General features: G+C 54.0%; 10 protein-coding genes. 5 read left to right on the top strand and 5 right to left on the bottom strand.

Annotated elements, in window-relative coordinates; translation table 11 throughout:
* Positions 1-170: 170 nt before the first annotated feature.
* Both EI982_RS00955 and EI982_RS00950 read left to right on the top strand, forming a co-directional pair.
* A complete protein-coding gene (locus EI982_RS00955) occupies positions 171-2,108 on the top strand; it encodes an AAA family ATPase (protein WP_157687724.1) in 1,938 nt (645 codons plus the stop codon).
* Positions 2,098-3,672 carry a hypothetical protein gene (locus tag EI982_RS00950; protein ID WP_157687723.1) on the top strand — a complete coding sequence of 525 codons (1,575 nt, stop codon included), beginning with the start codon at positions 2,098-2,100 and terminating at the stop codon, positions 3,670-3,672. The genes EI982_RS00955 and EI982_RS00950 overlap by 11 nt, the downstream gene beginning before the upstream one ends.
* Before the next feature lie 91 nt (positions 3,673-3,763).
* Here EI982_RS00950 and EI982_RS00945 read toward each other — a convergent pair whose 3' ends face one another.
* The 5 genes from EI982_RS00945 to EI982_RS00925 form a co-directional block, all read right to left on the bottom strand.
* Positions 3,764-4,618, bottom strand: a complete 855-nt coding sequence (locus EI982_RS00945; RefSeq protein WP_157687722.1) for a DNA adenine methylase — start codon at positions 4,616-4,618, stop codon at positions 3,764-3,766.
* Positions 4,619-4,738: 120 nt separating this feature from the next.
* Complete coding sequence (locus EI982_RS00940; protein ID WP_157687721.1) at positions 4,739-5,137, bottom strand: DUF8076 family protein; 399 nt, start codon at positions 5,135-5,137, stop codon at positions 4,739-4,741.
* Positions 5,138-5,215: 78 nt separating this feature from the next.
* On the bottom strand, positions 5,216-7,855 hold the full coding sequence (locus tag EI982_RS00935) for a DUF1156 domain-containing protein (protein WP_157687720.1): 2,640 nt from the start codon (positions 7,853-7,855) through the stop codon (positions 5,216-5,218).
* 9 nt (positions 7,856-7,864) lie between these two features.
* Positions 7,865-8,755 (bottom strand): PglZ domain-containing protein, encoded by an 891-nt coding sequence (locus EI982_RS00930; RefSeq protein WP_157687719.1) that lies wholly within the window; start codon positions 8,753-8,755, stop codon positions 7,865-7,867.
* On the bottom strand, positions 8,739-11,243 hold the full coding sequence (locus tag EI982_RS00925; protein WP_157687718.1) for a DUF499 family protein: 2,505 nt from the start codon (positions 11,241-11,243) through the stop codon (positions 8,739-8,741). The genes EI982_RS00930 and EI982_RS00925 overlap by 17 nt, the downstream gene beginning before the upstream one ends.
* A 216-nt stretch (positions 11,244-11,459) precedes the next feature.
* Here EI982_RS00925 and EI982_RS00920 point away from each other — a divergent pair, with 216 nt between their 5' ends.
* The 3 genes from EI982_RS00920 to EI982_RS00910 all read left to right on the top strand — a co-directional run bounded on the left by EI982_RS00920 (position 11,460) and on the right by EI982_RS00910 (position 14,885).
* On the top strand, positions 11,460-12,488 hold the full coding sequence (locus tag EI982_RS00920) for a Cdc6/Cdc18 family protein (RefSeq protein WP_157687717.1): 1,029 nt from the start codon (positions 11,460-11,462) through the stop codon (positions 12,486-12,488).
* A gap of 141 nt (positions 12,489-12,629) precedes the next feature.
* Positions 12,630-13,688 carry a hypothetical protein gene (locus tag EI982_RS00915; RefSeq protein WP_157687716.1) on the top strand — a complete coding sequence of 353 codons (1,059 nt, stop codon included), beginning with the start codon at positions 12,630-12,632 and terminating at the stop codon, positions 13,686-13,688.
* A gap of 252 nt (positions 13,689-13,940) precedes the next feature.
* Entirely contained in the window at positions 13,941-14,885 is a 945-nt protein-coding gene (locus tag EI982_RS00910) for a hypothetical protein (protein ID WP_157687715.1), read from the top strand.
* Positions 14,886-14,887 lie beyond the last annotated feature (2 nt).

Below are 14,887 nucleotides of genomic sequence, written 5' to 3'. Positions count from 1 at the left end.
CACTCTTGTCAGGACTGACAGCTTACGAGTGGCTTACCGAGAGCGGCCAAAATAAGTCAGAGAGGGCTGAGAACTCAGTCGACGGTCATTAAGACTCGGACATCCCACTTTGTCAAACTGACTAACTAGACAGCGACGCTTTTATCGACCTATTATTATACGACAAAGATATGACCAGCAAGTCCTCTCCTCCAACCCCTCGTGAAATTCTTTTGGATGCTCTAGGCGGATACGTCAAGCAACATTCCGGTGTTGACTCTAACCCTCTCGATGTAGATCTACAGGACCCTCTACCGAGTCAGGTTCGGTTCTATTTATTCGAGACTAGTTATAGTGATGAGGATCATGGATGGGCGATAAACGTTCGCCTGGATAATACAAATGAAAACGGTCACGAGATTACCGACCGTGAAAGTGGTAGCGATTGGAACCCAGATGAAGAGTATCAGGTGATTCTCGGAGGGTATCACGAAGACTATGATGTCTTCACCTTCTGGGACGATGCAGTCTATTCACACTACGACACAGGAGATGATAATGCTCCGCACAAGTCCTACGTAGCTGATGAGACCCTTGAAAGAGGAAGTGAGAATGGGATATCAATTCAACCGCGTGAACTGAGAGAACGCGGTGATAGGGGAGGCGAGACTGTAATCACAGTAACTCCGGATCGTATTGATGAAGCTCTTCAGATGCGTGACCGTATTCGGTGGATCCGAACACAGCTCAATGAAGTACTGGAGGATAATTGGGCCAGCAATCAATACCGAGCCCAACGCCTGGAACATCTCGTTTATGAATATCTCGTAAATACGGATCGGCGTAAATCCGTACAAGAGCGGCGGGAACAAGCCATCTCGCGAGTTCAAGAATTGCAAGACAAAAGTAAGAGCGCAATCATGAGTTCACTTCGGGCTGAGGTTTACGGTGATAATGACGGCAATACGCTGCCGGAGTCACTGGGATCCCTGTTATCCCAAATTGAACGACACTACTTTGAGAGCTATAATCTGTGGAAGGAACCGGTTGTCTTCGAAGAGGTTGACGGCACACCCGATGATATTGACCTGTATTTTCCCCCCGACGAGGAGCGAAGCCAAACTGTAATCGAACAAATAGATATTGCGCTTCGAAGTGGGAACCACGTCATCCTAACGGGTCCTCCTGGTTCGGGAAAAAGTGATCTTGCCGAACAAGTGGCTGAGTACTATGCTGACAATTACCAGATGGCGACGGCAACAGACGACTGGACGACCTTTGATACGATTGGTGGGTATCGTCCACAAACTGACGGCGGTCTCGAATTTCACCCTGGCCTATTCCTTCAGCGATTCATGGATGAGAGTCGCATAGGGGCCCGTGGTATTGAGGCAAAAAACGAGTGGCTGGTAATCGATGAGCTAAACCGAGCTAACATCGACAAGGCCTTCGGATCACTGTTCTCCGCGCTGACAGGAAACAACGTCACACTCCCGTTCGATGATACAACTCAGGAACCCTCGAAACCGATCAAACTGAATGGGAATCCCAACGCCATTACAGAGCCACGAGTGAACTCACATACGTATTATATCCCCGAAGACTGGCGATTGATTGCGACGATCAATTCTGTCGATAAATCATCATTATACCGGATGAGCCGGGCTTTCATGCGTCGGTTCGCGTTCATCCAAGTGCCGGTCCCTGATGACGAAGACTTGGAGGAAGATGGTGAGTTCCTTCTTGACGAATACTTAGAAATCTGGGATTTAGGTTATCCTGATGAAGAGGATATCGAGAACGTCAGTAGTGACTTGGATAATCGCCTGAAAGAGGATCTGACGATTCTATGGACAGCGGTTCAACGACATCAAAAAGTTGGACCAGGTGTGATTGAGGACCTTGCTAAACAAGTTATTACAGGCATAGAACGAACTGGAGAACTCCACTACGAATACGCCACCGTTGCGAAGCTACTTCCACAACTCGATGGTCTTCCGCCAAGCAAAATGGACGATGTATTAGGTGAAATTGGGGGTCGACTAGATGACGAACTTTTCGATCGTGATATAGTGAACGAGTTTACCAGAGAGTATTTAGATATCGCGATACCCACAGATGGCGAGTAGAAACGGTATCTCGGCTCCGGAACCCGAGGACATCGTCAGAGAGTGTGCTGAGCACCTGACGGGATATCTCGGCGATGTGACCAACATTGAGGGATGGTCTCGGGCTCTTGATCCCAATGTTAACATTCGTGGTCTTGATGATATCCTTTCGTACCATTTCCTCCGCACAGGGAAGTGGGAGCCACGAACGACCAAACGCCGCGAAGAACTATCTGTTCCGATCGAGAAGACAGCAGGGATTAGGGACAAATATGGAGAGTCAGTCGGTGTTCTGGATTTTATTTCACTATTACCAGCTAGACTCCGATCTCTCGATCCAGAGGTCACTCAGCGTGTCGAAATCACAGATGGTACACTCCGTGGTCACATAGATTGGGGTGAAACTATTCAGTATCGCTATCGGACAGGCGATATAAGGTCACAGAAGTTTGCCTGCCGCGTGCGGGAAAAGACGCCCTATTCGACCCGGAATCGGGTTCTGTTTGCGGTCCTCTCGACAATCCTGTCCATCTGTACAGACTTCAATCGTAACGTCGTTGAGGATGGTAAATGGCCAACCTGGTTTGAAGAATGGGGGCCTGAGGGCGAATATCGGCAGGAGCTAAATCGCATCCTGAACAGCCCCCATTTTGAGACAGTAGATCTTAATACAGTCTCGGTTACTGACCGGGAAATTGCTGAAGTGAAAGCTGATCGCGACCGGGTCTATCGGGAAGCGGCTGCCCTGCTAGAATACTACCGGGGTTTGGGCACGGATTGGCTCGACGAACACGGGGAGTACGCCGCGAGTCTCCTCAGTCTAGACCTGTTCCATCCCACTGAAGAGAATGAAGAAGGCTCAGATGTATACGAACTATATTGGATATTCAAACTCCTCGAGCAAGTTGAACAAGTCGAAAATCAATTGGAGCCTTTCACCGGAGACACAAGTGGAGACTATCGTGGTGAACTCTTAGCCCGGTGGGAACACGATAACTCCGAATTTCTCCTGTTCAACGATTGGGAAGGTAAGTATCCCTACGACGACAGCACCGACTTTCATGACCTTCTGTCAATTCGCGAGCCAAGATATCCATCCCCTGAACCACCCTTAACAGACGAGTTCGGTACGAGTGATCCAGCGCGAGTAGGCTACGTTCACCAACATCGCCGGTGGATACGTAGCGAAGCATTCGGCCAAGAGTCCGGAAGCGGTCGCAAGACTCCCGATATAGTTCTATTAGAGTTGGACGCAGAAGCAGACGATCCAACCCTCATCCGCCTGTTCATCGGAGAAGTCAAACACAGTATCGTATTGGAGGATGAGGAATACGAACCCCCAGTCATCGAGGGAACGAAGAAAATTCTTGAGTACGGTGCCTATGCACGACCAGGTGAGGATATGGAGTTGGATCGTGATGGCCAAAATAAGTATGTCGGGAGTAGCCCCGATCCTCTTAGGAGTCCGGAACTCGAATTAGGCCTATTCGTCGGCCACGCCGATATCATTCAAGAGCATAACATCCCAGGCATCCAAATCAAAGGATGGGAAGACAGCCCAAAACATCCCTTTGAGAAGGACTGACAGACTTGTTAGTAAACCCCAGATATTGAGAGTAGACTTGAGAAAGTGTTTGATAGAGCACACTTAAACCTTTAGTAGAGCATCTGGATGTTTACTCGTCGTCGTTAAGACCGTCAAGCGTAGTCTGCTCTGTATCGTCAACCTCGAACTTCCCAGCTTCATCGAGGTCGTAATTGAGGATGAGGCGCTCCGTGACCTCAGTTGAGCGCGTCTCATCATTATGTTGCTTGTTCATGAACTGAGAGCGGCCTTTCTCCACGATGATGTAATCTTGTAATCCCTCTGGGACTCGTTGGTAGGATACCGCCCACTTGCCCTCGGTTTGAGTCAGAGTGTCGACGAACCGTTCATGGTCAAAAGCGTCTTCGTGTCGGTAGAGATCGTCACCTTCGTCGAGGTAAGGCGGGTCGCAGTAGAAGAACGTGTCCTCGCTGTCGTACCGATCAATCACTTCGGCGTAATCAAGATTCTCGATCTGGACGTTCTTGAATCGGTCAGCAAACTCGTGGAGTTTCTCCGCAGCGTTTCTCAGCTTCCGGGCCTTGTTTCTCTGATGGGCTCCCGCGAATCCCGAAGCTGTCCGGTATTTTGAGGCGTACTGGGAGTACCGGAGGTAGAAGAATCGGCCTGCCCGCTCTATCGGGTCGTCAGGCCTTTCGCCGGAGTAGAAGTCTTCTTTCCATTCCTGGTGCTGTTCCCTTGCGTAGGGCGTCAGGTTCAACCACTCAACGAGCTCGTCTTCTCTTTCCCGAAGTACCTTGAAGAACTGGACTAGGTCGCCGTCTAAGTCGTTGTAGACCTCGGTATGGCTCTCGGGCTTGTTGACCAGCACCGCTCCACTTCCGCCAAATACCTCAACGTAGCACTTGTGCTTAGGGAAATGTTCGATAATCCAGGGGGCTAGATATGATTTGCCTCCTGGAAACGGAAATACAGACTCAGTCACGACCGAAGCGTAGACGACGATTGATTATAATACTTCCTTCATAGCAGTTTCCCCGGCCGGTGATCTGAACAATCGCAGGAATAGAGCAACGAGACCCGCCACAGAGCGATGGGGCCAGTTCTATGAGGTCACGTTCAGATTGCTGGAGTACCAACCTGGCCCGACCTGTTCGAGGCTTCCCCGGAAAATTATATTTAGCTCGATTCGGTCGGCGCCGTCAGGTAGTACAGGCTCGTCCCAGTACTCCACGTTGTCTACCACGAACTGTACTCTGGGGTTGTTCGTCATCAGGAAGTTCACGCGCTCCGCCAGGATATCGTGGATAAACTCGCTGATCTCTTCAGGATCTTCGGCACCTCGAAGATAACTGTCGAGACCATAGACCGCAATATCATAGGGAAGATCGCTCATATCGTCGACTCGACGGAGAAACTCTACTACGCTCATCTTCTCCTCGAACCTATCGCCGTCTTCTAAGGTCTCCTCGTCGACGACGTGATAGCCAATATCGAAGTTCATCCGGTTCTAGCAGTCCGTAAACTGGCAATTGGTATAAAAGTAATCTCAAAAGCCCCGTCCCCGCGGGGCGATACAGGGTCAGCTGAAGTCTTCGATCTCCAGCTGGGTGTCTGACTGTTCCTTCACGTACTCCGCGATATCATCGTAGTCGTCATTTCCTTCGATTTCAGAGAGTCTCCGTAGAGCATTGATTGCTGCTTCGTCTGTCCATTGGCCGAATTTCTTCGCTAACTGGTCTGTCTCGAAGAGGTAGTAGAGGTAGTGGGCCTTGTCGATAGCGAGCGGCTCGTTCTTGTTCTCCAGGCGGTCGGCCCGTTCTAGAGGGTTGAGGATGACGAGGTCGTCTCCCTGCTGCTCCAGTAGGTCTTCGTGGACCAGTTCTGCTACGTCGACACCTCTCTGCCGGAGATCTTTATTGAGAGCATTGAAGGACAGTTCCTCACCCCGTCCGAGTACGTGGGTCAGGTAGACAGCGCTGAGCGGGTCCATTTCCTCGCTGAGGATCTGGAACCGTTCTTCAAGGAGCTGCTCGTCGACGATTTCCTTGATGGCGTCGACAGCCTCGACGACGTCCATCTGTTCTCCGTCTCGGGTGACGTTCGGGTAATGCTTTGAGAAGATTTCCAGGCACTTTCCCATCGCTACCACGAAGATATCACCGCCAGTTAAGCGGCGTCCAGCCTGCTCTAAGCGGTCGATCTCGTCTTCTGCCCGGAAGTAGATGTCGTCCTCAAGGGACTTCCAAGAGACCTCCTCTGGGTCTTCCTGACGTTTTCTACAGACGATGATTGTGTCGTAGTCCACGGTGGCTCTGCCGTGCCGTGTACCGCCTCGGGTCTCGCTGTTCACAGGGTAGAGAGCGCTGATGTAGAAATCAGCATCCAAGACAGATTGAAGCGTTGAACCCCAGGCCTCGGTCTCCTTGTGATGGAAGGTAAAGGCCATAATGCCATCGTCGGCCAGTTTTCGACGAGATTCGTTGAAGACGTTGGTCAAAGTCTCGATGTAGTGCTCTTCGGTTCTCTTGTCCTCAACGTCTTTGGCAGGATCGACAACGGCCTCGCTCTTCTTGGGCGTCCGTTCTCCCTGGAAGTGATCGTAGGTGTCGCTGAGAACCTGGTGCAACCAAACGTAGTAGAAGTCAGAGAGCTCGGCGTACATCTCGTTGTCGTAGTACGGAGGATCCGTGATGATCGCGTCCACGGACTTATCTTCGATAGGCAGGTACTCTGATGTTCCGCAGCGGAGCATAGCGTTCCCTGTCCCCCCAAGTTCGGACGCATCGTCTACCAGAACACCCTCTACAGGAGTCTGCATCTGCTTGTCCTGTGAGTTTCCGTCCTCATCGATGTACTTCTCGACCGGGCTCTGACACCATTCCTTCGCGGCCTTCGTCTTATCGAACATCCCCTTGAAGGTGCCACGTCCGTAATCACTTCCCCAGATATTGCCTTCAACGGGTGTGTGGCGGGCGATAATCGTGTTGTAGTTATAAATGGGTTCAAGCTTGTTCGCCACGCGATTGTACATGCAGAACATATTGTTCGACTCCAGCATGGCGGAGAACGTGGTGAGCAGGAACTCCTTCACATTCTGATCCTCGATATCGTCGATCTCGTTCAGGAGTCGGCCCAGCAGCAACAGCTGCCGGTCGTTGAACATCTGGTGGTACTTGTGGTAGCCGTGGTTCCATGCACGGTCGCTGCTGCCCTGGTACCGGTCCTGCTCCGGGATCGGAAGCTCGTCCCATTCTTCCTCCAGCTCCTGGCTGGCCTTTTCGTAGAGCTCTAAGTCGTGATCAGTGGGATCTTTGTATCCTTTATCGTCGCAGGAACTGCAGTAGTACTCAACCGCGTACATCTGGGAGTCCGGCTTCCCGAACCGCTTCGTGGCGTCGATAATCTTGCTCCGGACACCGCAATCAGGACAAGTATAGTTCTGACCTGAAGCGGTTCCCTCCTTGGGCATGAACTTGTTACCGCAGTCTTCGTTCACGCACTTCGTCTCGGTACTGTGGTCGTCTGTTTGCTGGACGGTCCAGCAGTCCGGGCAGAGAACGTTCTTGTAGCTGTCTTTGGAGGAACGGGAGTTAGCAAAGTAGTAGCTCTTGAACAGGGGGACGTCATGGCCGCAGTTCAGGCACTCGATTTCCTTGACCCAGAAGTAGTACATCGCGTCCGCCATATCGTCGCAGTCCGGACATGGAGTCTGGTAGTATTCGAGGATTTCCTCACCGACGGATTCATAGATCTCGTCGTAGGCCTTCTGCAGGTCATCGATGTCGACCGGCTCGATCTCTTTCTTGACGGTGAACCAGGCGACAGGATTGAGGTCGCTGCCGATGACGTTACATCCCATCCGCAGGGCTTCGACGATGGTTGTCCCGCCGCCCATGAACGGGTCCAGAACAGTCTTGCCGTCGAAGTCGACATCTTCCAGGTAGTACTCCCACAAGGCCTCAGGGTTATCCCAGTCAACGTCCGGCAGCTCCTCAAGGCTCTCCTGTCCGTTCTCCTTGATATGTATCTCATCTTCTGCGAGAGAGTACAGGAGCATTGTGCGGAAAACTGAGCCCAGCCGCCTGGCCCAGTACTTGTGCATCGTGTACACCGGACGGTAGTACCGCTTGGCGTGGCCTTCTTTCGACGCGATCTCGTTGACTTCCTCGATCGGGAATGAAATTTCGATAGGTCGACGACTACTGTTGTCTTTGCTCATAGCTGGATTTTAGAGGTTTACTGTGATTCGCGGAGTGATACATTCAGAAACGCTGAGGCCTCCGTGCTGGAAATTGGAGTACTTCCCTCCTGCGGGCCAGGTGTACCGTCCAAGAGGCATATAGTATCCGTCAGCCTCGACAACAAGGCCTTCCTCTACGAGGTCGTCCGCGTTGACCTCTCCGACGCTTTCGAAGCGTCCGCTGAAGGTGTCCTGAAGCCGGTTTTTCTGCCGATCCGATATCTGGAAAGTGTGGCCGGAGTCCAACCGTGCGTAGCCGTGATCCGAGGTGATGACCAGTGTATCCGTATCAAGTTGGGCAATGATGTTTCGGAGGGCTGTCTCCGATTTCTCGTACATCTCCTCGATCGAGGATAGCTTCGTTTTCCCTTCCTGGATGTTTTCGAGAAGTGCGTCAGGGAAACGGCACCAGACTATCCGTTCGTCACCGTCCAGTGATGGTTCCTGGCTTTTCACGCTCGCAGTTTTGTACTCCTTCTTCAGGTCGGAGTAACCTACTCGTTCCCGGAAAGGCATAGTCTCTGACGGGACGGTCGAGTAGGAGTAGCCGACGGACAGATCACTGTCTCCACTTTGCAGGAACTGTACGAACAGAGAGGCCTCCCGGACACTCATCGAGTCCATCATAATCAGTGTCCCGTCCTCAGGGACGTTCATGGAGGCCTCGTTCACACACTTGTCGGTCAGGATGTCTGTGTAAAACTCGCTGTAGACGTCAAGAAGCAGGCGTTCGTACTCCACCATCTGCGGCTCACGGCTGTAATGTGAGCCGATATCGTCTCCTGGTGGAGCCCAGATATTCCAGACTGCCTGCCAGACTGAGTTGACAGGGTCTTCGGCTTCGACGAGGTCGGTGAGGGCCTCAGTCTTGAACTTCACTTTCGATCACCACCTGGGCGTCGATGTGGATGGCGCTTGGAAGCTGTTCCAGGAACTCGATCAGCTCTTCCTTCGAGAGGTCGTCTAAATCGTAGGAGAGATCGATGTGGGTAGCAGTGTCTGAGTCTGCGTTGACCCTAGATTCGGCTACGCTTCGCAGAACACGGGGGCTGTTCCCTTCCAGCTGTACTGTCTTTGTCTCCGTCTCGGTGCTGACGGTCTCTCCTCCACTACCTGTCTCAGTCTCGGTTTGCCCAACAGTAGTCGTTGTTCCGTCTCCGGTCCCGATGCTGCTACCTGTCGTAACCCCTCCAGTACCAGTGGTGTCTGGGTCAGGCTCTGGCTCAGGTTCCGTCTCCGTGTAGACTGACTCGTCAAGGTTATCCGGGTGGTGAATGGTCAGATCATCGTCCAAGTCCGGTAGCGGATCGCCTTTCTGAGTAGCGTAGAACTTCGCCCGGTCACTCTCCAAGATGATCTTCCCATCACGGTAGAGCTGGCCGAGAGCGGAGTAAAACGCACTGTCCTCTAGGACCACGGGCATCCTTCGGAACTGGCGGAAGTCGTTGAGCATCGAGGCCACGTTGACGCCGTTTTCCGCGTCCTGAACTTCGTCGACGATCTTCTCGCCGATGTACGTCTTGTCACGGCCAACCTTGCTCTTCACGTCCTCCACATCTGGGCTGACCGATTTCTTCCTCATCCGGAGACCGCCTCCTGAATCAGTCCACTTCACCCAGCTGCCGTAGTTGTCCTCAAGCTCGTTCCGGAGCTCCCGGCGCTCGTCACGGATGATCTTCTCCAGCTCTCCCTGCTCGTCGTCGACTTTCCCTCTCAGATTCTCCGCACCGAGCACCCGTGCGGCCTTGCTGATAAGGTCGTCATCCTGCCGGATCTTCTGGTTCGGCGTGACGAAGAGAACCGTGTTCTGGTAGGTTCGGCCCTCGAAGAAACCGTTCAGCTTCTTCTCCAAGGCCCCATTCGACAGGTAATCCAGCATAACCACGACGGAGATATCCCGCGAGTCCGAGACGTCATCCTCAGGGTAGACGATCACACCTCCGTCCCAGACATCATCTCTGACGACCTCGGCCAGCTTCTCCTCGATAGCTTCCCTGTCCCCGTCCAAAACCCGTTCCTGCTCCCGGGTTACGAGAGCGGTGAGCTTCGGATCCTCGGTGATGTAGTAGTTGGTCTTCTGTTCGTCACGGTCAAGGTAGTGAGCCGTGCCGTACAGGTTCTGAAGGGACATATCAAGCTTCGACACCGAGTTCTTCCCTGGCTTGTAGGTTCCAAGCAGGCACTCGGTGACGGAGGCCATCTGGGACCGCTCGTCCAGAGTGTATAAGAGGATAGTCTTCAGCAACTCTTCACCGTAGTCGATATCCTCGACTGAATCGAGATCGGAGACGTACCGGTTGAATAGGGTCTGGTTGATCCCCCGGAACGCAGCTGCTTCGATGTCGCTGGTGATGATGAGATTTGTCTCCTGGTACAGCCTGCGGACCGTGTCTGCGAGGACGTTCATCGCTCCCCGGACGTTCTGCCGTTCCTTCCCGCCCTCGTATAGATTGTCGAGCAGATCTAGAAGCTCTGGATGGAACGGATAGGTCTCGACCATCCGATTCTCATACCGTTTCTCCTCCTCGATCTCGATGGGGTAGCTGTAGTTCTCGACGTAGTTCTGAACGATATCCCGAACCTTATTCTCGTCCAGCTCCTCGCGCCGGGTCTCGAAGAGGCGGTGGAGGATTATCCGTTCCCGGTCCCCTGTAGCGTTCAGGTCGACAGCGTAGGGGTTCGTCCTGTTGAGAATCCGCTTGAAGTCGTCGCTCTTGTCCAGGAGCGTGATGAAGACGAACAAGTCCTCGTCAGGGTCATTCGCTACCTCCAGCAGGTTCTGGATGAAGAACTCGTTGCGTTCCACCAGTTCCTCGTCTTCTGAGTCGCTGAAGGACTCCCACCACGTTTCGATCTCGTCGAAAAAGATAGCGACCGGCTTGTCACTACAGAGGTCCTCGATATGATCGGTCGTGACGTAGCGCTTGACATCTTCCGAGATATCCTCACGTCCCAGGTCTTCGAAGATCGGTTCCCAGATATGGTCGGCGTCGGTCTCGCTGGTAGAGAGGATAGTTGCTTCTGCAGAGTCCGGGACGTCGAGAGCGATCTCCCATTCGTCGAGCCATTCCTGGCCGATATCCGGGCTGTTGAAGAGGTGGTAGAGGGTTAGCAGGCCGTGGGATTTACCTGCTCCGTAGGGGCCGGTGAGCGTGATTCCTCCTTGGCTATCTCGGCTCCGGAGTTTGTTGTCGACGTGGTCGAACGCGGTTTCCAAGGCGTTCGACGGGTATGTCATGGAGAGCAGGCGGGAAGGGTCGTTTTCCAGTCGGTCCTCTGAGCCACCTACCTTGTGAGCTTGGAGAACTCCCTGAAATCTGCCTTCCTGAACTTCTTCACGAGGAGTCAGGAGGTCGGAGATTGGCATGCTCTTATGTTCTAACCGAGGCCTACTTGATGCTTGTCCAAATAAAGGAATGTTACTGAACTAATCTCTGGTCTTTCCCGGAAACAGGGATTTCTGGTTGTGGAACCACGGGGCAGCGACCGGATGAGAATGTTTTCGGTATCCAGATCTTGCTTTTCCGGAAACGACCCGGTTACGCTTTATAATCAGGACGGAAAATATGAACAGCTATAGAAGATGATCCGCGATGCTCGCGTGCTCCGCGCCGGATTCGTTCCTCGAGAAGTCGAGCATCGCGACGCCGAAGTCAACCACCTCTCCAGTGTCCTCGAACCAATCACGAACGGCGAACCCGCCGATACCGCCATCGTCACCGGACCCAGCGGTGCCGGTAAAACCTGTATCTCGAAGTTCGTCACCGAACGGCTCCGCGAAGAGGTCCTCGACGTCAAGACCACCTATGTCAACTGCTGGCGCAACTACACCCGATTCCGGACGCTCTACCAAATCCTCGACGACCTCGGCGCTACTATCGACATCCACCGACAGTCGACGCCCCACGACGAACTCGTCGATCGCCTCCAGCAACATGACGGCCCGCGAACGGTAGTCATCCTCGACGAGGTCGACCAGCTCGAAGACCCCAGCGTCATCTACGACCTTCACAGCCTCCCGCAGTTCGCGATCATCTGCATCGCGAACAAGGAAGAGGAACTGTTCGGCCGCGTCGACGATCGCCTCGTGAGTCGCCTGCGCTCCAGCGAACACGTCCGGATGGACAAGTACCACGACGAGCAGCTGTACGACATCCTGAGTGCTCGCGCGAAGTGGGGCCTCGATGAGGACGTCATCACCGACGACCAGCTCTACCGGATTGCCGACGCGGCCGCCGGCGACGCCCGTCTCGCAATCGGCATCCTTCGAACAGCGGCCAGCAAGGCTGACCGCGAGAACCACGAGCGGATCACCGACGACATACTCCTAGACGCCGCCGAGGATGCCCGGGCCCAAATCAAACAGAAGAGCCTCGATTCACTTACCCCCCATCAGCGGGTCGTCTACGATATCGTCCGCGACCACGGCCCGATCGGACCCAGCGAGATTCACGAGCAGTATGCCGAGGAGGTCGACGACCCCCGGACGAAGCGGACTATCCGCACGTACCTCTCGAAGATGGAGCAGTACAACCTCCTCGAGGCGGAGGGGACGAGCCGGGATCGAGAGTACTCTCTCGTCGATTCTGCAGCGGCGTCGCCGATGCAGTGATCGTAGTGCCGTGTCCTGCCAAACTGGACTCACCGACACCTGAGTATTCGTGGTGTGGTGTTTCGTTGGCCTGAGGGTCTTATTTCTGGATTTCTACCTGTGTCGGTTTATAACTGAGCAGGTCCAAGAGGAGAGAAATAGATGTCCATCGCATCTCGATTACCGTTCGATGCAGAGGCAGGTGGAACGAATCTCACCTGTCCGCAGTGTAAACAGAGACTCGGCATCATTCAGCTGTTCAGGCACTTAGAACGGCGGAACATATCCCACAGTAGTATTACTCCGAATAGCTATATGCAGTGTCCGGTCTGTAGTGCCTGGTTTTTCCCCGAGAATGCTTTCTTGATCTGTCTTGAGGAGGTTGCTGAAACTGGAGAATCATATCGGTCGTACCCGTTCAGTATTGGGGGCAGTCAAGGACTGAATTATACGGACGTGACCGTCGGTGAAACATCCGAACACACCCTTAGCAATCTATACACTGGGTACGAGATCGAGCCCGGTTCACTCATATTAAAAGGTGCGGAGCGTGCTAATGTCAACGAAGACGACCGGCTACCGATTGATACCCATGAAAACTCGGTTACTAGGGCCACCTTGGCCGATATCCTCCTCGTCTCAATCACACAAGTCGCACCGCGAAAAGTCCTGATTACTGCGAACCTCCGCAAAGACGAAACCGAGCAAGATGAGGTCACGGCAGGCGACGAAATCACCCTAATCTACCAACAGAATCTTCTCCAAACCGAAGGAACTGACCCACCCTGGATCAAACTACTTCGCGAAGCTAAGGCGGCTATTAACCGTGAAAACCCGCTTGCTGCCGGACCCCTTCTAGTCTCTGCAATCGATAATTGTCTCTACCGTCAGGTATACCTCTACTATCGGTGGCAGGGAAAGGACCACAGCGCGGCTATTGATGCAGTTAAACAGTACAAAAGCCGTAACAAGCTTCGTCGAAAAGACTTAGCCAAGGATGCACTAGACGACATATCCGGAATCACCCTTACTGCCCACGATGGTCCGTACTTCGATGAATGGGACCAGTTTCAGACATTTCTTCAGCAGCGCCATGATATCATTCACCCTACTGACGATCCAGTCCCTGTCATCGACACAGCGACAGCGGTCGACTGGTTCAACCTCACCGTTGACCTAATTCTTGGCCACTTTGATCTCGTCTGGCGAGAAAAGGAGTAGTACAAAAACAGAACCACGCCGAAGTAGCTCCAAAGTCGATACTCAATCTTAACCAACATTCTGGCCCATCACACCAATATGTTGGTTAATTTCGTCACCTCGGTCAAATCTGATTGTGGAAACGATCTCGGAAACACTCAATCGTCACCAAAAACACCCGACTGAGGGCGAGACACCATCTATTTCGTACATTCCATGAAACGCGGAAGCGCCACGCCGCGGCTTATCGGGAACGTGGACAACTGGTCGAGTATGGGAGAACATTCAACGTCGAACCGATTGGCGGTGGACCAGCCAACACGGGGGGCTGACCGCAATCGGTCCCTTGCTGACCAGGCCGATCCGACTACGGACGAGATGTTGTTGCCGTCACTCGACAACGGGATCACGCTGCTCGACATCGAGGGAGGCCGCGGCGTCCCGATCCTGCAGTCGCTGGTGCTCGACCATCTCCTCCTGTACGACGGGCCCGCCTTCTGGGTCGACGCAAACGGACACGCGACGACGACAACACTCGCCCAGATCGCGCCCAGTCAGCGGTTGCTCAACGGAATCCACGTCGCCCGCGGATTTACCGCCTACCAGCACTACGGCGCCGTCTGTGATCTCCCGACAGCGGTGAACAAGTCGATCCAGATGTCCACCACCAACGCCGGGGCGGCCGGTCGACGGGCACCAAGTCGCAAAGAGGACGCATCGCCCCACACGCCAGCCCTCATCGTCGCGCCAGCCGTCGACGCCCAGTACCGCGCCGACGATACCCTCGGCGAGACTCACGCGAAAACCCTCCAGGCCCGAACCCTCGCCCGGTTGGCGACCTACGCCGACGGATACGACATCCCGGTGCTCGTCACCCGGGCGCAGCGCGACGACTTCACGGCGCCGGTCGCGACGGTCGCCGACCACCACCTGGAGTGTGAGCAGACGCGAATGGGGCCACGGGTCGTCGGCGAGGACTTCGAGACGCTCGTCTATCCCGTCGACGACGGCGCGTACTACCAGACGACGTTCGCGTACTGGCGGCAGCTGCTCGCGGCACGCGCCACGCAGGTCGGCATGGAACCGACGACACCAGCGCCGTCGACGCCGACCCCGGAGGGTGTCGGCACGGGGGTCACAGCTGACGGTGAGACCGTGGCGGCAACCGCCGATCCCTTGCTCGATGCGTGGACGGCGACCGGGACAGGAGGCCGATAGCG

The sequence above is a fragment of the Haloplanus salinarum genome, from assembly GCF_009762275.1.
Classification (GTDB): domain Archaea; phylum Halobacteriota; class Halobacteria; order Halobacteriales; family Haloferacaceae; genus Haloplanus; species Haloplanus salinarum.
The sequence above is the reverse complement of the archived record's forward strand: the minus strand, read 5'-3'. Positions and strand labels throughout refer to the sequence as shown.

Excerpts from the sequence above, each read along its gene's own strand:
- EI982_RS00955 (WP_157687724.1), top strand. The coding sequence starts at position 171 with ATGACCAGCAAGTCCTCTCCTCCAACCCCTCGTGAAATTCTTTTGGAT.
- EI982_RS00950 (WP_157687723.1), top strand. The coding sequence starts at position 2,098 with ATGGCGAGTAGAAACGGTATCTCGGCTCCGGAACCCGAGGACATCGTC.
- EI982_RS00940 (WP_157687721.1), bottom strand. The coding sequence starts at position 5,137 with ATGAACTTCGATATTGGCTATCACGTCGTCGACGAGGAGACCTTAGAA.
- EI982_RS00935 (WP_157687720.1), bottom strand. The coding sequence starts at position 7,855 with ATGAGCAAAGACAACAGTAGTCGTCGACCTATCGAAATTTCATTCCCG.
- EI982_RS00925 (WP_157687718.1), bottom strand. The coding sequence starts at position 11,243 with ATGCCAATCTCCGACCTCCTGACTCCTCGTGAAGAAGTTCAGGAAGGC.
- EI982_RS00920 (WP_157687717.1), top strand. The coding sequence starts at position 11,460 with ATGATCCGCGATGCTCGCGTGCTCCGCGCCGGATTCGTTCCTCGAGAA.
- EI982_RS00915 (WP_157687716.1), top strand. The coding sequence starts at position 12,630 with ATGTCCATCGCATCTCGATTACCGTTCGATGCAGAGGCAGGTGGAACG.
- EI982_RS00910 (WP_157687715.1), top strand. The coding sequence starts at position 13,941 with ATGGGAGAACATTCAACGTCGAACCGATTGGCGGTGGACCAGCCAACA.